Consider the following 18874-nt stretch of genomic DNA (forward strand, 5'->3'; position numbering starts at 1 on the left):
ACCTATGCCAAAAATCAAACGGAGTGAACATCAATTCGATCCGGGAAAAGAAGAAGATGTGATCATCAAGGCAAGCCGCTTTCGCATCTACTTTCAAAATCGCTACATGTTGATCTCACTTACGAATGATATTTTGACGGGCTTGTTTTATATTTTCGGAAGTATCGTTTCATTAACTAGCTTGCCTGCGATTTACGGAACGATTGCTTATTTGATCGGCGGAGTCTTTTTGACCATTCGCCCGCTGATTAAAATCGTTCGCCATGTCTATATCTATAATGAGCGCAATCAACAAGGCGAGAAAGAAAAAGATGTCACCATCACCGACGATGAAAGTTGATGGGACGACAACTAGAGAGGAGTTTCCTATGTTAAAAACATTTGATGGGATCGCACTGACCTTATTGATCATCGGCGGTATCAATTGGCTGCTGGTCGGCGCCTTCGAGTTTGACCTTGTCGCAGCGATCACCGGCGGCAGCACGTCGATCATTGCCCGCGTCATTTATATTCTAGTTGGGATCAGCGCATTGTATAGCCTGAAATTCTTTCCAGCTATCGCCCGCCAACAAACACTCGACTAATTGAAAATAAAACCTGCATCTGCGGTGTCCTGACCCTAAAAAGTTAGATTTTTGGTCTAACTTTTTGAGGTTGCATCTGTGGATGCAGTTTTTTTGTCTACAATCATTGAAAAAAAACACCAGTTGTACTACTCTTGTATTTAACCTACTATTTTCGAAAAAACAAAAAGGACGTGACTCATGACCCCACCTACTAGACCCTCGCTGATACGTCGGATACTCGGCCGGATACTTTTGCTATTGATTTTCTTATTTATTCTAAGTATTATTGGCGGAATCATTGTTTTAAATAACCTCACCATCGCGGAAAATTGGTTTGGTCTGAATGAATACCAAGTCGTTGAAACCAGGCATCAGATCATTCGTTTGTTCCCCTACTTTTGGGTAGCAGGGATCCTGCTGGTCTTTTTGATTGGTTTGGTCATCGGCATCAAGAAACGGAAAAAATCGCCATTCTATTGGTTATTCTCATTGCTCTTGCTGCCAGTGATTCTCTTTTGTATTGGCGTAGTTTCCACCTTTTTACCTGTAGACCGCCAACTCTTTCGAGAAGAAGCCAGTGCCAAAGAAATTATGGCTGCGCTGCCGAATCAATCCTCATTCAAGGACAAAGAGCTGCAACTGGTAAGCTATAGTTTTCACATCCGCAATGTCCCGCTGAAAAGCGGCATTTATGCAGTTGCGCGGGTGATCAATCCAAACACAGGCCTGCAAGACGAGTATTGGTATTATCCAGAAAATCTGTTGACCAAATGGAAAAAAGACGACGATACGATCGAGCTTTCGATGGAAGATACCATTGCCTTTGATGCCATCGACTGGGGCGTCATTCCCAAGATCATCAAGGATTCTGAGGCGCGAGCAGCTCAGCTGGATCACTATGTTCCTGGCGTCAGCATCGTCATTTTAAACGGCTTCCAAGGTGAATGGACTTGGACCGTTGGTTTAAATGGGATTCGTAATCGCACCGAGATCAATTATGTCTATGATCTCAAAGGAAATTATCAATCCGAATGGCAATAAAACAAGCGGCACCTATCTTCGTGGATAGGTGCCGCTTTTGCTTTTATCGGTTTACTGATCCAAGTCTTTGACACACCGAAACCCTAAATTATTGGCTGCCGACATCCCAGAATTACCATTTCTAGCGGCAATTCGGTATCGTTTGCAATAGGATTCATGGCACAAAAACGAACCGCCGCGAGTCGCATACAGTTGATCATCTTGTGTTTGATTCCTTGCCCAAAAGGTTTGTCCCGTCTGTTGTTGAAACTGCGTCAGCGGGATGCGGGCAGGATTGACGCACCATTCCCAGACATTGCCGATCATTTGATACAGACCAAAACCGTTGGGCTCGTACCATTTCGCAGGCGCTGTATTGGCAAAGCCGTCTGCTTGCGTGTTGCTTTTTGGAAACTCTCCTTGCCAAATATTGCAATGATAGGTGTTTTCTGCCAAAAATTCCCTTCCCCAAGGATATTTTTCAAAACTTGTCCCGCCTTTTGCAGCGATCTCCCACTCTGCTTCTGTCGGGAGGCGTTTTTTTGCCCATTGGCAATAGGCGATCGCATCGTTGCGAGACACCTGAACCACTGGGTGATCCATCCGCTGGGCAATCGTTGAATCAGGTCCTTCAGGATGACGCCAATCTGCGCCACTAACTGCGTACCACCAAGCCATATTCGGTATCTTTTGACTGCGGTGTTTCGTTTGCTCACTTAAAAAATAGTGAAAAACGAACGACCAGCCAAAGCGCTCGGCTTCTGTGACATATCCTGTTGCTCCCACAAAAACTTGGAAAGCTTGGTTCGTCACCGTCGTGGCATCAATGGCAAATGCTGGGCTGTTGAGGCTGATTTGCGGTCCCTCAAGATCCTCGGCAAAGCCGTCCATCGTATTCGTGCCGATTCGATAAGTTCCTGCTGGAATCGTGGGCATCTGTTTGCCTCCTTTTTACAATAATTGATAGCCATTGTACAGATTAATCAGTAACACCAGCACGATCACAGTTTGAAATACCAGTGTCACTCGCTGCGGTGACAGGACGTTGCTGGCCTTGGCGCCTAATAGCCCTCCCACGATCGCGGCTGGAATAACATACCACAAAATTTGCAGATCATACGCACCAAAACCTGTCGAAAAAGCGATCGTCAAAATTTTTGCCAGCTGTGAGAAAAAAATCGTACAAATTGAATAAATCGTCGCCTCTTTGATCGGCATGGCAAACAGCAGCATCAATAAAGAAACATTGATGGGTCCGCCGCCGATCCCCAGCAAACTGGCTAGAAAGCCGAGAATCAAGCCACAAGCTGCATACCAGCCGACTTTTTCCAGCGCAAACCCACGCCAGTTATATTTTGTATACAAAAAAGCAAACAATAGTGTTAGCACGGTCACAAGGATTTGGATCAGCTGAACCATCTTGTCGTCTCGAAAGACCAGCAATAACCGTTCAAAGGCAACATTGCCTAAAACACCGCCTAACACAGCGCCGCCAGAAACCCACAAGGCAATCGACCAATTGATTTTCCGTCCACTGGCTAATTGTCTAGCTGTCGAAACGATGGACATCGTGAAGACCGCTGTCGCCGAGTAAAAAGAGATCGCAGCAACAGAATGGGCGCCGATAAAATCGAAAATCGGTTTGATCAGTACGCCGCCTCCCATGCCCGAAACTGCCCCTACGGCATTTGCTAAGACGATCACGAGAAAATAAATCAGTCCGATCATTGTCTCACCCCTTGCAAAAGCCTCAGTATCTCATTGATTCTAGGTGTGAAGTCTTTTAACAGCTCCTGATAACCGCAAAAACCCTCACTATCCACGTACATTGCATCTTTCATTCGTTTACAGCCTCCTCGGCACATTTTTTGGAAAGGACATTGCGTACACTTCGAAGGCATGTCTTTTTTCTGGCACAAAAACTGCTGCGAACAGTCTTGAGAAAACAATTCCCGCAACGTTTGCTCTTGGATATAGCCCATGCGAAACTCATCTAATACATAAAAGTCACAAGGATAGACACTGCCGTCGGCTTCGATCACATACTGCACTTGGCAATTGCCTAGAATTCCGCAGGCAGTTACTTGCTGCCGCACCAATAGATTCAGTAAATCATCGAACAGCTTGATACTTAGGTAGCGCCCTTGCTTCAATTCCTGCAGCCAAAACGCCAACAGCTGCTGATAAAAGCCAGCAAAGCTTCTTGGTGTCAAGGCATAGTCGTTGGTTGATGTGGCATCCAAATCAGCCAAACAAGGAATGAATTGCGCAAAGGCAATCTGCTCTTCCTTGAGAAAGTCAAACACACGCTGGGCTTCCTTTGCTAACGGATTTGTCAACACGCACAAGACATTGTACTCGATCTGATAGGCATCCAATAACCGCTTGGTCTGTAAAACCCGCGCAAAGGTTCCCCGCCCTTTGGCGTCTAATCGATGCCGATCGTGCGCAAGCGGATGCCCATCGATCGACAGCCCGACTAAAAAGCGATGCTCTTTCAAAAAACGACACCACTTGTCATTGATCACCATGCCGTTGGTCTGGATCGCATAGTGTACTGTCACTTGCTTTTTTTGCGCCGCAACATAAGCCGTTAGTTTTCTAAAATAACTCAGCCCCGCCATCGTCGGCTCTCCGCCTTGAAATGCCAACGTCAAATGATCGCCAGCTTCTAAGTCTGCATAAATGTTTGCAATCATCTTTTCCATTACATCCTCTTTCATTTTGCCAAAGGAACGCACTTCACGCAAGGAACTGACGTTGGCATAAAAGCAATAGGTGCAGCGCAGATTGCAAATAGAGGATGCTGGCTTGATCAATACGGAGATGTGTTTCATGTATTGTTCCTCGCTTTTTTAATTCTTTTGTGCAATTGTCTGCCTCTGACTATTGCTTAAACCTAAGCGCTGATACTCGCTTTCAGGGGCTTCAATCTGATCCATTACTTTAATCAATTTCTGAATCATTTCTTGTTCAATCAGTGGGTCATGAAGCGGTGTTAACTGCTTTGGATCATTCTTTAGATCAAACAGCAAGTGGCCTACTGAATAAGAATCGATATAGGTGGAAACTTCAACTTCTGTGTAAGGAAAATGATTTGTAAATCGATTGCCCTCTTTCAAGACCATGCTGTCTAAGACCTCTTTATTCAAAAAACCACGCAATGAAGCATAACTAAGCGTCTGCATGGTGATTGGTCCATTCGAAGGGTGAACCGATGCACGCATATACACATAACGACCATCGTAGATATTGACATGACCGCCGTTTGTACCAAAAATAATTTCTTGATGGAGCGGTTGCGAATGCTGTTTTTTCAACACAGGCAGCAAAGATTTGCCATCCATATCTAAGGTGTTCTCAATTTCAAAATAATCCAATAAAGTTGCTGGAATGTCGATGGTTTGACTCAATACTTGGGTATGGGTTCCCGATTCAGCCTGTGGGTAACTGATGAAAAAGGGCAGATGAATGATTTCTTCATACATCGGTGCGACGTTTTTTCCTAACCAGTCATGTTCCCCTAACAAAAAGCCATGGTCGGTATTCACAATGATCAAGGTATCCTCCCACATATTATTTTTTTCTATAAAGTCCAGCACTCGTCCTAAGTGATGGTCACACATACTGATCAACGCTGCGTATTCTTTTTGCAGCTCAATCAAATCCTGCTCGCCAACGTCTTCTGTTACACGACCATATTTTGGCCAAAAGTAAGGTGATTCATTTGGTGTCTCCTGGTACAATTTGCGATAGGTTTCTGGCACATAAAATGGTTCATGGGGGTCAAAACATTCGACTTGCAAAAACCATTGATCTTCATTTTTGTACTGTTCCAAAAAATCCAAGCCGGCTTGGATCGTTTGAACCGTGGACAGGTCTTCTTCTACTGCTTGCCGTGTTTGATTCGCAAAATGCTGTTCCACAGAAATACCACTCTTATTTAACGGATTCAGCGGTGGATGATTCTCTGCCTGTTTTCTTGGAACCCATCGGTCACCTTCTTGTCCTCTAAATCCTTCCCATGTGGAATAACGGTTATGATAAGTGGCACCGCCATCTTCAAAGTAATGGGAATGGTCGGTTACCAAATGACAATAGACACCATTTTGCTGCAGCGTATCAAAAATTGACGAATCAAACGGTTCTAATTGACCCCACGAACGATGCATAAAATTGTAACGACCTGTATGAAGTTCTCTTCTTGCTGGCATACAAGGCATGCTGCCACCATAAAAGTTGTCAAACGTAACCGTTTTTTCTCTTAGCCGTTCAAAGTTTGGCGTGTTGATCCAATCGTTTCCGTAGTTTGATAAAAAATCTCTAGCCAGAGTATCAAACATCAGCATAATTGCTCGCATAGCATTCTTTCCTTCTTTCTTTTCTTTCCTTTTCTTGGTCATTGCGACTACTTGACTATCGTTATCGCCCCTCGATTATCATCAGCGATCACATCTAAGTATGCGGAAGTATTCGTAACGACGATCGGCGTCACTAACGAGTATCCCGCCTCTTCAATTTCTTCTTTATCAAATGTAAGCAATACCTCTCCTTGCTTGACCTGATCCCCTTGCTTGACTTTTGTTTCGAAAAAACGACCATCTAAGTTCACTGTATCCATGCCGATGTGAATCAACACTTCCACGCCATCGTCCGACTTCAAGCCAATCGCATGCTTCGTTGGAAACAGTGTTTCAACTACTCCGTCAAAAGGTGCTCGAACCAGTCCTTCATCTGGTGAAACTGCTAAGCCTTTTCCTAATAGTCCATTTGCAAATGCTTGATCTTCTACTGCCGACAAAGGCAAAACGATGCCTGTTAATGGTAGCGAAAAAGTGATTTCTTTCGCTGCTCTTTCTGATGGGATCAAAGGTGAGGCTTCATTATCACTAGCTGTTGCTTCTTGCCGATCCTCTTGCGGATCATACAAGAAGGTAATCGTTAAAATGAATGATAAGACGAATGCTACAGTGATCGCTAATACATACCCATAAAAGCCGCTTCCGATGCCTTCTGTCGGATCAATGTAGTTGGGTAAACTAAAGATACCCATCCCACCTATAATAAAAGATTTTGTTCCCATGGAACCCATGATCAATCCGCCGATCGAGGCTGAAATCAAGGTCGCAATAAATGGTTTTTTTCTAGGCAACGTGATACCGTACAAGGATGGCTCCGATACCCCAAACAGACTGGAAATAAATGCGGGAATCCCGATTGCCCGAATAGAATTATTTCTAGACTTAATAATAACTGCCAGCACAGCTCCTGCGGTCGCAAATGGAGTCGCTTGTCCTAAGACCATCACTGGGTCGTAACCAAGAACACCAATATTGTTGATTGCGATCGGAATGATTCCCCAATGAAGACCAAACATGACCAACACTTGCCAAACAGCACCAACTGCAATTCCTGCAATAATTGGGCTGAAGTTATAGATCGCCAACACAGCCGCACCCAACAAATTGCCGATCCACGTCGCGATCGGACCAATGACAATGAAAGTCAGCGGAACCATGATCAAGACGGTTAGAAAAGGAACTAAGAAACTCCGTACAATACTAGGAATGATTTTTGTAATGCCTTTTTCTAATTTGGCACCAAAATAGGTAGCAATGACGATTGGAATAACGCTGGAACTATAACTCATTAGAATGACTGGTATTCCTAAAAAAGTGACATAAACAGGCGATTCAAAAACAGTTCCTGCAAACAAGGTATACAACGGTTCGGCATTTGCCGTCAAGCCAGACAAGGCTGGATAAACAAGGGCAGCACCGATCGCCATACCGACAAATTGCTTTAAACCAAATTTTTTCGCTGCGGTATATCCTAAAAAGATTGGAAAGAAGTAGAAGAAACAATCGCCTGCTGCTTGCAAAATCGCATAGGTTCCTGACGTATTCTCAATCCATCCCAAAGAAACAAATAGCGCATTTAATCCTTTGATCATTCCTGTGGCAGCTAGAAGACCCAATACAGGTGTAAAGATACTGGAGATCACATCGATAAAAGCATCCAGCGGTCCTTTCTTCTCTCCCGAAGGTGCCGCATCATTTCCTGCCAATCCTGCATGTTGAACAAATTCTTGGTACACCTCTGGCACATGATTGCCGATCACGACTTGGTATTGACCGCCGCTTTGAACGACTGTCACGATCCCTTTCGTCTTTTTCAGTGTTTCAGTGTCTGCTTGCTCCTCATGTTTTAAATCAAAACGCAGTCTTGTGATGCAGTGGGTCACCCCATTGATATTTTCTTTTCCGCCGACTCCTTTTAAAATTTCATCGACCAATTCTTGATATGCCATCGTTCTCATCCTTTCAATGTAAAAATAAAAAGCAAGACAAATAACTATTCCTTGATGGAATAATTATCAGTCTTGCCTGCATTATCAGTAACAACCTTTATTCGTTCTCTATTAACTTTTGAATGTGTAATGTTAAGTACAGCTTTTCATCATCGTTCAAGGGAACATCTAAATACTTTTCAATCAAAAGCATCGTCTTATAAGCGTCTGCATACTGTCCACTCACGTGTCCCAATAGTGGATTTGCTTTTACCACATCTGGTCGAGCCTTCAATCGTTGGAAAAAAAAGCGCAAATGGGTGATAAATCGATCGAATGCCAAAGAGTTTTCATCAATTTGTATCTTGTTTGAAAATCGTATAAGTGAAATAATATCGCGAATCTTTTTTGCAATCGATTGGACATCTTTTGGCTGATCAACCTCATCTGTTACTTGTGCATTGATCAAATGCATTGCTATATTTCCTGCTTCTTCTTCCTCAAAGACGACCCCTGTTTCTTGTCCGATCATTTCCAATGCTTTTTTACCAACTTCAAATTCCTGCGGATAAAACTTTTTTATTTCCCATGATAATCGGTTCGTAACTGTGATTCCTTGTTCATGCAGTTTGAACAGGTTATACAGATGATCGGTAAGTGATACATACAGCGTCTCGCTTAACTCCTGTTTTATTTCCGCTTTTGCAAGTGAGATAATATCATCCGCTAAAGACACATAGTTTGTTGGTATGGATGACAATAAACTTAAAAACCGCTCGGAAACTTTATTCTTATGAAGCACAAACACTTTTTCAATTTTTGATTCATCGGCGGTTTGTCCTGGTTTCATTTTGAAGCCAAGGCCGGTACCGATCCAGATAAAATCTTTGCCATCTTGTCCGACCAAAACTGCATTGTTGTTTAGGATTTTTTTGATCTTCAAGACGCTTCTCACCTCCTTAAAATGAAAAAAGGCGATACCTTAATACATGTGTAGGATCCATACACACGTAAAAAGGTATAGCCTGCATTATCAGTAACTACCCATTTGATTGCCTTTACTATACTATTTTTCTAGAAACGTTGCAAGCGTTTTATTGATTTTTCTTTTTTTGCTTCGTTTCAAATAGACACGGATCAGCCTTTCTCCAAACTGCTCACTGGTCCAGCAAACGGCTTTGCCCTTCGATTTTTTGGATCTCCGTAATGTCTTGCGTGACTTCTAGACAACCTAAATAGATGCCTGCTTCATTTTTTAATGCAAAGTAGCGAATATAGATTTTACGGCCCCGCATATCGATCCAAAATTCAGCTGTCTCCCTTGTACCCGCTCGAAAATCATCCAAAATCTGTTGCACGAGATGCATGCTTTTCGGTGGATGGCAGTTGACGACTTCACGACCTAAAACCGAATTCGTTCGTGGAAAGACGCGCCTCTTGCCTTCTGAATAAAAGCGCACCCGCTCTTCACTATCTACAAAGGTCAAGTCCACTGGCAGCGTTTGAAAAATGGCCACCAATTGCTCAAATTGCAGATTACCAGTAGGCAATGAAACGGTCGGCTGTTCAGCAATTTGCGGCGAATCTTCCGATTCTGTGACTTGAAAGTCATTGAATCCTAAACCGGCTGCGATGCCAGCGGTTGTTTCTTGGGCTTGTTTGATCGCCGCTTGCCGTGCGGGTTCTGCCGCCTGTTCCTTTTCAAGGGCTTCTTGGCTCGGTTTCCAAGGAAGCGGTTCTGGGATAAAGGCAAAGCCGATGTCAAAGCTGTCAGCCGCAATTTGTTCCCAATCTTTAAGACTGAAGACATCCAGCGTCATTGGCACCATGATTTCTTCTTCTTTGAAAATCATCTCTTCGATCTCGTTTTTGACTGCTTCCCATTGGACAGCGATTGGATTATAGGCAGCTTTTTCGGATGCCAAAAGCTCATTGAGCGCTTTGATCATAACCCGAATATCATCATCAACACCCCACATCACTTTTGGCGGCGCAGTGATGCCGTACTTCTCCATGTAAGAAAAAATCAACGTTTCTTTTCGCGCATAGTGTTTGTCGATCTGCATTAAATCATTGCAGGCAGCTTGTAGACGCTTTTTAGGCGTCCAATCACCGGTTTTGATTTTGGCTAAGAGACTGTCGATCTCATCGGTCAACAGGGATTGCAGGACTTGGTTCTCCAATCTCAGGGTATGCACAGGATGGCCTTGTTGCCCATATTCTTCATTGGAGTGATGGATCTCATTGATCGATCCTTTAAAAACAGCAGCATGAATATTGCACAAACGCTGAATCTCAGAAGGGTCCAACCCCGTTTGGATCAAAGCTTTTTCAGCAGCAGTGATCTCCGTCACATCCACACCATCAAATTCTTCGTTAAACAAGCGTTTAGCTTCTTCAAAGGAACCGCCTTGGTGAAGCAAACTCAGTATTTCGACGATCCGTTCTTGTCTTTGACTGTTAGTTTTCATTTCGTCGCTCCTTTCACAAGAAACCCTTGTTTTTCGAAAGCGAGACAAACCGTTTCAAAGGGGATCTTCTTCATCTGAGCACCTTTGGGTATCGTCATATAACGTCCAGCAGTTTGCAGCATCCCTGGTTGATTGATCGCCGTAAACCCTAGTTGACTCATGATTTCTTGTATTTCAGGATATTGTGCCACAAGTTCATAGAGCGTTTTTGACAGATCGATTTCTTTCATAGTAAGGTCTTCCTTTCAGTGAGAATGATTCTCAATAAGATATCCTTAGTATAAATCATTTTGTTCAAAAATACACGAACTGCCGCAAACATTTATCAATCGATCATTTTTTTTAAGATTGTCGGTAACGGCACACCACTTTTTCCAACCAATCGATACTGGCAAAAAGCAGATAGCCCATCAAAGCAATCAGGAGGATACCCGAAAGCATTTGTGGGTAGTCCATTTTTGACCACGCACTTAAGATCAGATAGCCGACACCATACGTCGTGTTATAGTTTTCGGCAAAAAAGAGGGAAGCCAACGCGATCCCGATACTGACCCGCACACTGGCAAAAAGTGCTGGCATGAGCGCGGGCAAAATAACGAAGCGCAAGACATGGCGCCATTGATTGGTATAATTTTTCATGACCTGAAAATACGCTGGTGGGATCTTCGTGACTGCATCACGAATCGAGACGATCACTTGAATGACGATCACCGCAAAAATCAAGAGAATTTTTGAGAGATTGCCTAAGCCAAAGAAAATCATAAAGACGGGTAAAAACGCAACTTTAGGAATCGGATATAAAAAGTAAAGTAGTGGACCAAGCAGCCGATCCACTCTTTGGGATCGCCCAATCAAGATTCCTAACGGCACCCCGACTAGCAACGCCCCACTCAACGCCGCAAATACCCGCAGCAAACTGGCACCTGCATGGATCAGTAAGACCTCTCGCAGTGCCCAAAAACGTTCGGCCGTTTCTAAAGGATTAGGCAGTGAGCGAGTGTTGGTCACCCAGCTTACGCCCCACCAAACCACGACAAACGAACAGAAGCCCCAAGCAAAAGATTTGATGGGTTTCATTGCCTCGCCTCCCTCATTTGTTCTTTCAACTGCAAGACGACTTCATAAAAAGCCAACGAGTCTCGTTCCTGCTGGCTGCCGTAAAATGGATTACTGATCGGCGTAACGCCCTGATCTTTTAGCAGCAAAATCGTCTGCCCCAAAAACACTGCCTCTTCTGGATCGTGGGTCACCACGATCAAGCTGTTTTGTCTGCGCTGCTGTTGAGCAGCGATCATGGCTTGTGCATTTGCTTTGGTTTCTTGGTCCAGCGAAGCAGTCGGCTCATCCAATAATAAAACATCGGGCTGTGTGATCAGTCCCCGCCCCATGGCGGTCCGCTGTTTTTGACCGCCGCTAAGCTGATGCGGATAGCGGTCCTGCACCTGCGTCAATCCCAACTCAGCCAAACAGCTGGCGACCCGTTTTTTACGGCGCTCACTGGGCGTTTGATTGATAATCAGCGGCATTTCCAGTGCTTGGTAGACTGTTTGCCAAGGAAACAAATGCAATTCTTGGAAAACGACCTCGATGTTGTCAGGGGAACAGCCTTGGTAAGTGATCGTGCCCGATTGCGGTCGCTGCAACCCTTTGACCAAGGATAAAAGCGTGCTTTTGCCAATGCCCGATTCTCCCAGCAGCACATAGGTCAAGCCTTGTTCAAAACAAAACGAAAGGTTTTTAAAAATGGCGGTATCTCCATAGGTAAAGGAAACGAAATCGAATAGAATACTCATCAGAGAATAAACTTCTTTCTTCAAATTATTTGTGTTGGTTTTCACATTTTATGCTATACTATTTTTTGCGTGATTGACAAGAAAGGATGGTTTATGATGTTTCAGACCCTCGTATTTCATGAAATACGTCCCGAAGCAGAACTTTATGATCAGGTTCGCCCGATCAAAGTCGCAGACGGGTATCAAGATGCCTTGCCTCTGCCCTTATTCAATAGCACTTCTCATTTTAAACAACAAATCGACTTTTTGAAAGCAGAAAATTACCATACGTTGACCCTTGCAGAAGTCAAAGATTTTTATTTCCGGCAGCAGCCGCTACCAGAAAAATCCGTGTTGCTGACCTTTGACGACTGCTATCAATCGATGAAAGAATATGCCTACCCACTGTTGAAAGAAGCTGGTTTCAAGGCAACAGCCTTTGTCGTGACTGGCTGGCTTTTTGATGCCCCTCAGCCTTACGAGCCAGAAGTTTCGCGGACATTGAGCAGCGGCGAATTAGCCGAAATGAGCGATGTCTTCGAATATGCCAACCATACCGATCATTTTCACGAACGCAAGGACCAGCAAGGGCGTTCAATGTGGGAAACACCAGCAGCCTTTGCGCAAGACTTACGAAGCTGCAATCAGCACGTGGCCATCAAGGATGTTTTTGCCTATCCCTTTGGTTTTTATGATCCGCAGACGATCGCTACCTTGGAAAAGGAAGGCTTCGTTCTAGCATTTACCACCAAACCAGGTATCAACACGGCACAAACCAAGCCAATGGAACTCCATCGGGCAGTCATCCCGTTCTCACTACCAATGGCTGCTTTTGAACAACGATTTAGAAACGAGGAAATGAACCAATGAAAAAAACGATTTTAGCAAGTATCCTAGCACTATTCGCTGTTGGCGCTGCCGCATGCGGTAACACTGGCGAAACAGCAAGTACCAGCAATTCCAGCACTAGCAGTACAGAAGCTGCGGTCACAGATCAAACATTGACGATCGGGGTGTTACCAGCAGAATCAGCGATTCCGATCATTCTAGCAAAAGAAGAAAGCTTTTTCGAAAAGCAAGGATTGACTGTGGAACTCAAATCCTTCACTTCCCCGAATGACCGCAATGTGGCGGTGCAGGCAGGCGAGCTGGATGGTACCATCAGCGATGTCATGACAGAAGCGACCTTTAAGCAAAACGGCATTGATATGACGATCACTTCTGATATTTTGGAAAACTTCAAGATTCTCGCTTCACCGAATTCAGGGATCACTGAGATGAAAGGGTTAGCGGATAAAAAAATCACCCTTGTACCGAATTTCATTTTAGAATACATCATGGACCAATTTGCACAGGAAAATGATTTTACCTATGACATCGTGGATATCGCTTCTTTTTCTGCCCGTTCCGAAGCATTGCTCAATGACCAAGTCGATGGCGCTGTTTATACGGAACCGCAAGCCAGCATGTTGGCTGCCCAAGGGGCGATTGTTTTAGGCAGCTCTAAAGATGCTGGCATCAAAGGCGGCACACTACAATTTATGGACGAAGTTATCCAAAATCGCCCGCAAGACCTAAAAGCATTCTACAGTGCTTACAACGAAGCCATCGATTACATGAATGCTCATTCAGCAAAAGACTATGCCGACATCTTGGCAGACTATCAATTTCCCGATGCTATGAGTACTTACTTAGACAGCCAGGAAGACTATCCGTATGCCCAGGCAGTGCCGCAAGAGCAATTCGACGCAATCATTGCTTGGACGAAAGACAAGGGTCAAATCGACCAAGCGTATTCTTACAACGAGTTGACCAATTTCGATTTTTTACCCGCTGACGAATAAGAAACAACAAAAAAGACGCATTTGCGTCTTTTTTTGTTGTTTCGCTTCTTTTTGATACTCTTTTTTGCTCGTGGCAAGAAATTCAGGTATACTTTTGACAAATCAGCTGCCATGAAAGGATTTGATGCAATGCCAACGATCGCTGTTTATGCCGACCAGAAAGAAGATACTTGGGAAGCACACTTGACTCACCAGTTAAAAATAAATGAAGAAAGGACCCAGGCTCATCAAACATTTCATAACGAACCTTTAACGATCGACGAATATTTTTTTGCAGAAGATCCTGCCCCTTTTCATACGAATCAAGCCGTCAGGCAGCAATTAGCAAGCAATGGCCGCAGCTGTCTGCCACTCGTGTATGTCGACGATCAGCTATTTTGCCAAGGCCGCTTGCCAACGATCCGTGAATGGGAACAATTGACGAAATCTGGGATCACTGTGCAATTTGATGAGTAGCAGCCACTGTTTTCTTTGCCAGACAAAACAACGCACCACGAGCCAATCATAAGCGTTTAGTTCTCCCCCTTCGCGGCAACTGCGTCGGTAACGCCTTTTTCTTCTTCTGTTAAACTTCGTTCGCTGATTTTAAAGAATGGATAGTAGATCGCCACACTAATCAGTAAGGAAGCGATACTCCAAAGAACAGCAGGGATATTGCCGCCGGTTGCAAGGTAAGTATTGATAAAGGGCGGTGTGGTCCACGGTGGATTGAACATGATTCGCCCAATGACATTGGTGACCGACAAGAAATACGTTCCGACACATAATACAAGGGGTGTCAGGATGAAAGGAATCATCATAATAGGGTTCATCACGATCGGAAACCCAAAAATGATTGGCTCATTGATACAAAAAATAGCAGAGGGCAAAGCCATCTTCCCTAGGGAACGATAGGCTTTTTTCTTTGAAACTAACATGTTGATGATCAGCCCCAGTGTTGAACCAGTGCCTCCATAGCACAAAAACATGATATAAAACCCGCCTGCAAAAATGTTCGGTAACGGTTCGCCTGCAGTGTAGGCTTCGGTATTGGCTGCTAATAAAGCTAGAAAAATCGGATCGCCGATACTCCCCATCACATTGCTGCCATGAATCCCTAAACACCAAAGCAACAAAATCAAAAAGGTATACAACAGCATCCCAGGCAATGTGTTTAGACCAACTGCCAGCGGTGAAAAGATGGCTTGCACGAATTGATTGACATTAAATTCCAACAAGACCCGAATCACCCAGGCACCAGTGATGATGGCAGCTCCAGGAAGCAAGACCGAAAAACTCTTGGCAACTGCGGGCGGCACTTCTGCTGGCATCCGAATCACTAAGCGGTGCTTGAGAAAAAAGCGATGGATCACTACTGTCGCAATCGCTGTGACGATTCCTGTAAACAGACCAGACGCCCCCAAAGAAGCTGGATCGATCGTCCATTCTTCCCCCGCCTGCAGCAGCAAAAACGCGCAGACTGCCAACACGACAGAACCGATCCGATCGATCTCATACGAAGCCGCCAAATAGTAGGCGATCCCGATACAAGCGGCCAGTCCCAAAATTCCAAATGTAAAATTGCTGGCGGCGCCTAGTTTGACGCCAAATTCCCCGACAAACTCAGTCCAGCCAGGAAAAGGCAGATTGGCTAAAATCAAAAAGAGACTGCCGATTATCGTCAGCGGCATCGTGACGGCGACTCCGTTGCGCACGGCAACTAAAAACCGATTTTCACTGATCCTAACCAATTTTGGTGCAAAATTTTCCTGAAACCCTTCAATCAACCGATTCATCCTGTCTCCTCCTACTAAATATCTCGCTTTTTTAATAAGAGTAGCATAAAAAACGCTTTCTGCATTTTTAGAACACTCGACGCCCTCCCAATTCCAAGAATACTACTGGCTAACTGTTTCTTTGCCAAATGGGTAAAGCCGCTGCCAAATCACGTTCCTTCGACCAAGCGATGGCACCTGACAGCAAAAAGAAACTAATGACCGTCCCTTCCCTCACCGCTAACGGTAAGCCCAAACTGATCGCTAGCAAGAGTGCCCCCGAAATACAGACTGCATCAACGCCATAACGGTACTGCTTAAATGTCCAACGACTGCGTTGCGCCAGCAAATGACACCAGTGCTCGATTGGAAATTTCAAGACCTGCAACCGTAGGACTTGCCCCGTCGCCGTTCCAGAAATCAAGATCCCACCGATCAAAGCAGCTAGTTGGCTCCAATAATTCGTCAAGTGCAGTGATGCCAAGAAGTAGTAAACAAAGCCATTGATCAAATAGCCGAATGCCAGCAAAGCAAAAAACATAATCAAGTACTCACTGCCTTTTTGTTTGAGGGACGTCTGCCGCCGATCCAATAGCCAACAGGCAGCTAAAAAGCTCAAATTGATGGCTGTTGTGATGGTGCCGACTTTGATTCCTGACATCGTTGCCAGCGTAACATTCAATGCATTAAAACTACTGACCCCAACGCTTGCCTTAATGGTCAAGCTGATCCCGAATGCACTCAACCCATAAAAAATCCCTGATCCTATCCATTGCTTCTTATTCATTTTTTCTCCCACACTTTCTTTTTTGCTTTTCTAAGTATGTGCTATACTGACTAAAAACAAATAGGAGATTTCTCCTAGTTCGGAGGAAAAAAGTGAAAAAAACCGCTTATGCCTTGGCAATAAAGCAGGTACCAATCAAAGAAAGCTGCCCCTTGCCGATTCCTGAGGAGATTTTACAACAAAGTGCCCTCTGGACCTTTGATCATCGAGAAGCGATCCAAAAAGAAACGGTGCCGATGTCGGTCTTTTTCGTCCTATTGACTGGCAAAGCCAAGATCATTCAAACGCAAGAAAACGGCAAACGTGCCTTGCTGCAGTTTCTCCATCCTGGTGATTGCATTGGCGATCTCACGTTGATTGGCGCCGAAACAGTACCGAAAACCGTGGTTGCGATCGGTGAAACAACATGTCTGGGCATTCCGATGCAAGCAGCAGCCCACGGGCTCATGCAAGACCTGGCTTTTGTACAAACACTAGGCAAAACTATCGGTGAAAAATTGCTGCTGCGTATGGATCATTTTTCCGTCAATCAAACCTACCCCTTAGCTTGGCGCCTTGCCCATCTACTGTTGGAAGCTTCGATCGATGATCTTTTTCAAGAAAAATTAACGGAGACCGCAGAATACTTAGGCGTGAGCTATCGCCATTTAACGTATACCTTAAAAGATTTCAAAACGCAAAAACTAGTCACAAAAACTGCAGACGGCTATCGGATCGATGCGCCTGCGTTGCAGACCTTTATCCAAAACCAACAAAAGCAGTAACAAGCAAATAACGACAGCAAAATAGTTGGTATGATGCCCCCCTAAAAGCCAGAGAAAAAGCTGACTCTTGGGGGTGCAACAAGAAAAACCAACTGTTTGCTGTCGTTTTCGGATCGTTGCTTTATTTTTTCGCCAATGCCCAAGCATTGACACAAACCGTGCCGGTTCCGCTGAGAGCGATCGCCTCGGTCCGTTTGGGATACACGCGAGAGGTCAAACAATATTGCCCGCCATTTAGGAAGATCTCAATCGAAGACGTATCGACAAAAATCTGCAGCTGCGTCAGTTCATCGACCTTGACACTGCGCTGTTTACGACCGTAGCCAGAAACGCCATGATGGATCGTGAAGACACCAGCTTCATAAGCCAAAGTCGTATCTTGCAAAAGCCCCAGCTGGAACTTCTGCAATGGGACTTCCGCCGTAACTTGCAACTCATATGCCAATTCATCGAAAGACAAGTGCTGCGGTTTCTCTGAAAGCACAATTTTTTGGCTGACTTGCTTGTCTCGCAATTTTTGGAATTCTGGCAAAGGTTCTTGATACAACTGGTCATTTTTGACCGAAAGCTGTCTTGGCAGCGTTGCGGCATGCTGCCAGCCGCGAGGGATCGTAGGATTGCTGTATTCAGGACTGGTATCCCCTAGCCCCATCCAGCCCCACAAGATCCGACGTTTCTGCTCATCTTCAAAGGTTTGCGGGGCATAGAAGTCAAACCCATAATCAAGTTCACGAAACGCAGAAGTTTCTTTAAACGTCAGGGTTTCCCAATCCACCTCACCGATCAGATACCCTGATTGATGAATATTTTGGTAGGCATGTTCTTTGGCTGCCAAGCCTTGCGGTGAGAAGACCAACACATCTTTGCCATCTAAATGGAAGTAGTCTGGGCATTCCCACATGTAGCCTAGAGCATAGTCCTCACCGAAAAAGATTCCTCGATAGGTCCATTCATTTAAATCCGTCGATTCATAAATCAAAATTTTGCCTTCGTTTTCCAACGTACGCGCGCCTAGCAGCATATAGTAGGTGTCTTCGTGGGCAAAAACCTTTGGGTCACGAATATGATCGGTAAATCCTTCAGGGTAGTCCTCATGAGGAATCACGACTTCTTGCTTTTCGACGGTATAGCCGTCTTTGCTGATTACATGGACCGTGTTTTGTTCTCGTCCACTAAAGGTATAGTCATGATCACCAGGATGTTTGACATTCCCAGTATAGAAGAAATGGATCGCGTCATTCTCGATAAAGGCAGAGCCCGAGTAGACCCCGTCTTTGTCATAGTCGTGTTCGGGAGAAAGAAACAGCGCTTCTTCTTGAAACGTGACATAATCCGTCGACGTTTTGTGTCCCCAGTGAGGTGGTTCCCCGCCATGGGGCGTTTGCGGTACATATTGATGGTAAAAATGAACCACGCCTTTGAATTGGCAAAGACCATTCGGGTCGTTCATCCATCCTGTTTCTGGCATCAAATGGTAGTTCAAGCGCCACGCATCAGCACTGATTTTTTCTGCTAAATCGTTTTGGGTTTGGGCAAGTTGTGCCCAGTATTCCTTCGTTAACAATGTGGTACCTCTTTTCTCTTGCCGATGAACAACAAGGGATTAT

General features: G+C 44.7%; 20 protein-coding genes. 7 read left to right on the plus strand and 13 right to left on the minus strand.

Going from position 1 to position 18874, the window contains the following annotated elements; genetic code table 11:
• The first annotated feature begins 4 nt into the window (after positions 1 to 4).
• The 3 genes from P0G38_RS12200 to P0G38_RS12210 all read left to right on the plus strand — a co-directional run bounded on the left by P0G38_RS12200 (position 5) and on the right by P0G38_RS12210 (position 1607).
• Positions 5 to 340 carry a YrhK family protein gene (locus tag P0G38_RS12200; RefSeq protein WP_275851385.1) on the plus strand — a complete coding sequence of 112 codons (336 nt, stop codon included), beginning with the start codon at positions 5 to 7 and terminating at the stop codon, positions 338 to 340.
• A 28-nt stretch (positions 341 to 368) separates the two neighbouring features.
• A complete protein-coding gene (locus P0G38_RS12205; RefSeq protein ID WP_008379021.1) occupies positions 369 to 584 on the plus strand; it encodes a DUF378 domain-containing protein in 216 nt (71 codons plus the stop codon).
• Positions 585 to 764: 180 nt separating this feature from the next.
• Complete coding sequence (locus tag P0G38_RS12210) at positions 765 to 1607, plus strand: hypothetical protein (protein WP_086338497.1); 843 nt, start codon at positions 765 to 767, stop codon at positions 1605 to 1607.
• Positions 1608 to 1658: 51 nt separating this feature from the next.
• On the opposite strand, the gene P0G38_RS12215 is transcribed toward P0G38_RS12210, so the two are convergent.
• The 10 genes from P0G38_RS12215 to P0G38_RS12260 all read right to left on the minus strand — a co-directional run bounded on the left by P0G38_RS12215 (position 1659) and on the right by P0G38_RS12260 (position 12139).
• The gene (locus P0G38_RS12215) at positions 1659 to 2522 is read right to left on the minus strand and encodes a formylglycine-generating enzyme family protein (RefSeq protein ID WP_275851390.1); all 864 of its coding nucleotides are present in this window, start codon (positions 2520 to 2522) and stop codon (positions 1659 to 1661) included.
• A gap of 15 nt (positions 2523 to 2537) precedes the next feature.
• Positions 2538 to 3314, minus strand: a complete 777-nt coding sequence (locus P0G38_RS12220) for a sulfite exporter TauE/SafE family protein (RefSeq protein WP_275851393.1) — start codon at positions 3312 to 3314, stop codon at positions 2538 to 2540.
• Positions 3311 to 4423, minus strand: coding sequence for a radical SAM/SPASM domain-containing protein (locus P0G38_RS12225; protein WP_275851396.1), 1113 nt, complete (start codon positions 4421 to 4423; stop codon positions 3311 to 3313). Before P0G38_RS12225 ends, P0G38_RS12220 begins: the two co-directional genes overlap by 4 nt.
• Positions 4424 to 4441: 18 nt before the next feature.
• The gene (locus tag P0G38_RS12230) at positions 4442 to 5947 is read right to left on the minus strand and encodes a sulfatase family protein (protein WP_275851399.1); all 1506 of its coding nucleotides are present in this window, start codon (positions 5945 to 5947) and stop codon (positions 4442 to 4444) included.
• Positions 5948 to 5994: 47 nt separating this feature from the next.
• Positions 5995 to 7896: a beta-glucoside-specific PTS transporter subunit IIABC gene (locus tag P0G38_RS12235; protein ID WP_275851402.1), complete on the minus strand. Its 1902-nt coding sequence runs from the start codon at positions 7894 to 7896 to the stop codon at positions 5995 to 5997.
• Between the two features lie 97 nt (positions 7897 to 7993).
• The gene (locus P0G38_RS12240; protein ID WP_205820711.1) at positions 7994 to 8818 is read right to left on the minus strand and encodes a PRD domain-containing protein; all 825 of its coding nucleotides are present in this window, start codon (positions 8816 to 8818) and stop codon (positions 7994 to 7996) included.
• A gap of 214 nt (positions 8819 to 9032) precedes the next feature.
• The gene (locus tag P0G38_RS12245) at positions 9033 to 10346 is read right to left on the minus strand and encodes a DUF438 domain-containing protein (RefSeq protein WP_275851408.1); all 1314 of its coding nucleotides are present in this window, start codon (positions 10344 to 10346) and stop codon (positions 9033 to 9035) included.
• Entirely contained in the window at positions 10343 to 10576 is a 234-nt protein-coding gene (locus tag P0G38_RS12250; RefSeq protein ID WP_275851411.1) for a DUF1858 domain-containing protein, read from the minus strand. Before P0G38_RS12250 ends, P0G38_RS12245 begins: the two co-directional genes overlap by 4 nt.
• Before the next feature lie 112 nt (positions 10577 to 10688).
• Complete coding sequence (locus tag P0G38_RS12255) at positions 10689 to 11423, minus strand: ABC transporter permease (protein WP_213355242.1); 735 nt, start codon at positions 11421 to 11423, stop codon at positions 10689 to 10691.
• Positions 11420 to 12139 (minus strand): ABC transporter ATP-binding protein, encoded by a 720-nt coding sequence (locus P0G38_RS12260; RefSeq protein ID WP_275851419.1) that lies wholly within the window; start codon positions 12137 to 12139, stop codon positions 11420 to 11422. Before P0G38_RS12260 ends, P0G38_RS12255 begins: the two co-directional genes overlap by 4 nt.
• Positions 12140 to 12235: 96 nt before the next feature.
• On the opposite strand from P0G38_RS12260, the gene P0G38_RS12265 reads away from it, so the two are divergent.
• From P0G38_RS12265 to P0G38_RS12275, 3 genes are read left to right on the plus strand one after another with little or no spacing between them, the layout of a single operon-like run.
• Positions 12236 to 12988 carry a polysaccharide deacetylase family protein gene (locus tag P0G38_RS12265; RefSeq protein ID WP_275851423.1) on the plus strand — a complete coding sequence of 251 codons (753 nt, stop codon included), beginning with the start codon at positions 12236 to 12238 and terminating at the stop codon, positions 12986 to 12988.
• Positions 12985 to 13962: an ABC transporter substrate-binding protein gene (locus P0G38_RS12270; RefSeq protein WP_275851426.1), complete on the plus strand. Its 978-nt coding sequence runs from the start codon at positions 12985 to 12987 to the stop codon at positions 13960 to 13962. Before P0G38_RS12265 ends, P0G38_RS12270 begins: the two co-directional genes overlap by 4 nt.
• A gap of 51 nt (positions 13963 to 14013) precedes the next feature.
• Entirely contained in the window at positions 14014 to 14418 is a 405-nt protein-coding gene (locus P0G38_RS12275; protein WP_325845294.1) for an arsenic metallochaperone ArsD family protein, read from the plus strand.
• Between the two features lie 56 nt (positions 14419 to 14474).
• Here P0G38_RS12275 and P0G38_RS12280 read toward each other — a convergent pair whose 3' ends face one another.
• Positions 14475 to 15737 carry a PTS sugar transporter subunit IIC gene (locus tag P0G38_RS12280; protein WP_010747740.1) on the minus strand — a complete coding sequence of 421 codons (1263 nt, stop codon included), beginning with the start codon at positions 15735 to 15737 and terminating at the stop codon, positions 14475 to 14477.
• Between the two features lie 109 nt (positions 15738 to 15846).
• Entirely contained in the window at positions 15847 to 16503 is a 657-nt protein-coding gene (locus tag P0G38_RS12285) for a YczE/YyaS/YitT family protein (protein WP_142973753.1), read from the minus strand.
• Positions 16504 to 16595: 92 nt separating this feature from the next.
• Between P0G38_RS12285 and P0G38_RS12290 the strand changes: the two genes are divergently transcribed.
• The gene (locus tag P0G38_RS12290) at positions 16596 to 17267 is read left to right on the plus strand and encodes a cyclic nucleotide-binding domain-containing protein (protein ID WP_005225467.1); all 672 of its coding nucleotides are present in this window, start codon (positions 16596 to 16598) and stop codon (positions 17265 to 17267) included.
• A gap of 121 nt (positions 17268 to 17388) precedes the next feature.
• Here P0G38_RS12290 and P0G38_RS12295 read toward each other — a convergent pair whose 3' ends face one another.
• The gene (locus tag P0G38_RS12295) at positions 17389 to 18831 is read right to left on the minus strand and encodes a glycoside hydrolase family 32 protein (RefSeq protein ID WP_275851442.1); all 1443 of its coding nucleotides are present in this window, start codon (positions 18829 to 18831) and stop codon (positions 17389 to 17391) included.
• Positions 18832 to 18874: the final 43 nt, after the last annotated feature.

It is taken from the genome of Enterococcus casseliflavus, assembly GCF_029215545.1.
Taxonomy (GTDB): domain Bacteria; phylum Bacillota; class Bacilli; order Lactobacillales; family Enterococcaceae; genus Enterococcus_D; species Enterococcus_D casseliflavus.

Coding starts and splice junctions, on each gene's coding strand:
- P0G38_RS12200 (WP_275851385.1), top strand. CDS start 5: ATGCCAAAAATCAAACGGAGTGAACATCAATTCGATCCGGGAAAAGAA.
- P0G38_RS12205 (WP_008379021.1), top strand. CDS start 369: ATGTTAAAAACATTTGATGGGATCGCACTGACCTTATTGATCATCGGC.
- P0G38_RS12210 (WP_086338497.1), top strand. CDS start 765: ATGACCCCACCTACTAGACCCTCGCTGATACGTCGGATACTCGGCCGG.
- P0G38_RS12215 (WP_275851390.1), bottom strand. CDS start 2,522: ATGCCCACGATTCCAGCAGGAACTTATCGAATCGGCACGAATACGATG.
- P0G38_RS12220 (WP_275851393.1), bottom strand. CDS start 3,314: ATGATCGGACTGATTTATTTTCTCGTGATCGTCTTAGCAAATGCCGTA.
- P0G38_RS12225 (WP_275851396.1), bottom strand. CDS start 4,423: ATGAAACACATCTCCGTATTGATCAAGCCAGCATCCTCTATTTGCAAT.
- P0G38_RS12230 (WP_275851399.1), bottom strand. CDS start 5,947: ATGCGAGCAATTATGCTGATGTTTGATACTCTGGCTAGAGATTTTTTA.
- P0G38_RS12235 (WP_275851402.1), bottom strand. CDS start 7,896: ATGGCATATCAAGAATTGGTCGATGAAATTTTAAAAGGAGTCGGCGGA.
- P0G38_RS12245 (WP_275851408.1), bottom strand. CDS start 10,346: ATGAAAACTAACAGTCAAAGACAAGAACGGATCGTCGAAATACTGAGT.
- P0G38_RS12250 (WP_275851411.1), bottom strand. CDS start 10,576: ATGAAAGAAATCGATCTGTCAAAAACGCTCTATGAACTTGTGGCACAA.
- P0G38_RS12255 (WP_213355242.1), bottom strand. CDS start 11,423: ATGAAACCCATCAAATCTTTTGCTTGGGGCTTCTGTTCGTTTGTCGTG.
- P0G38_RS12260 (WP_275851419.1), bottom strand. CDS start 12,139: ATGAGTATTCTATTCGATTTCGTTTCCTTTACCTATGGAGATACCGCC.
- P0G38_RS12265 (WP_275851423.1), top strand. CDS start 12,236: ATGTTTCAGACCCTCGTATTTCATGAAATACGTCCCGAAGCAGAACTT.
- P0G38_RS12270 (WP_275851426.1), top strand. CDS start 12,985: ATGAAAAAAACGATTTTAGCAAGTATCCTAGCACTATTCGCTGTTGGC.
- P0G38_RS12280 (WP_010747740.1), bottom strand. CDS start 15,737: ATGAATCGGTTGATTGAAGGGTTTCAGGAAAATTTTGCACCAAAATTG.
- P0G38_RS12285 (WP_142973753.1), bottom strand. CDS start 16,503: ATGAATAAGAAGCAATGGATAGGATCAGGGATTTTTTATGGGTTGAGT.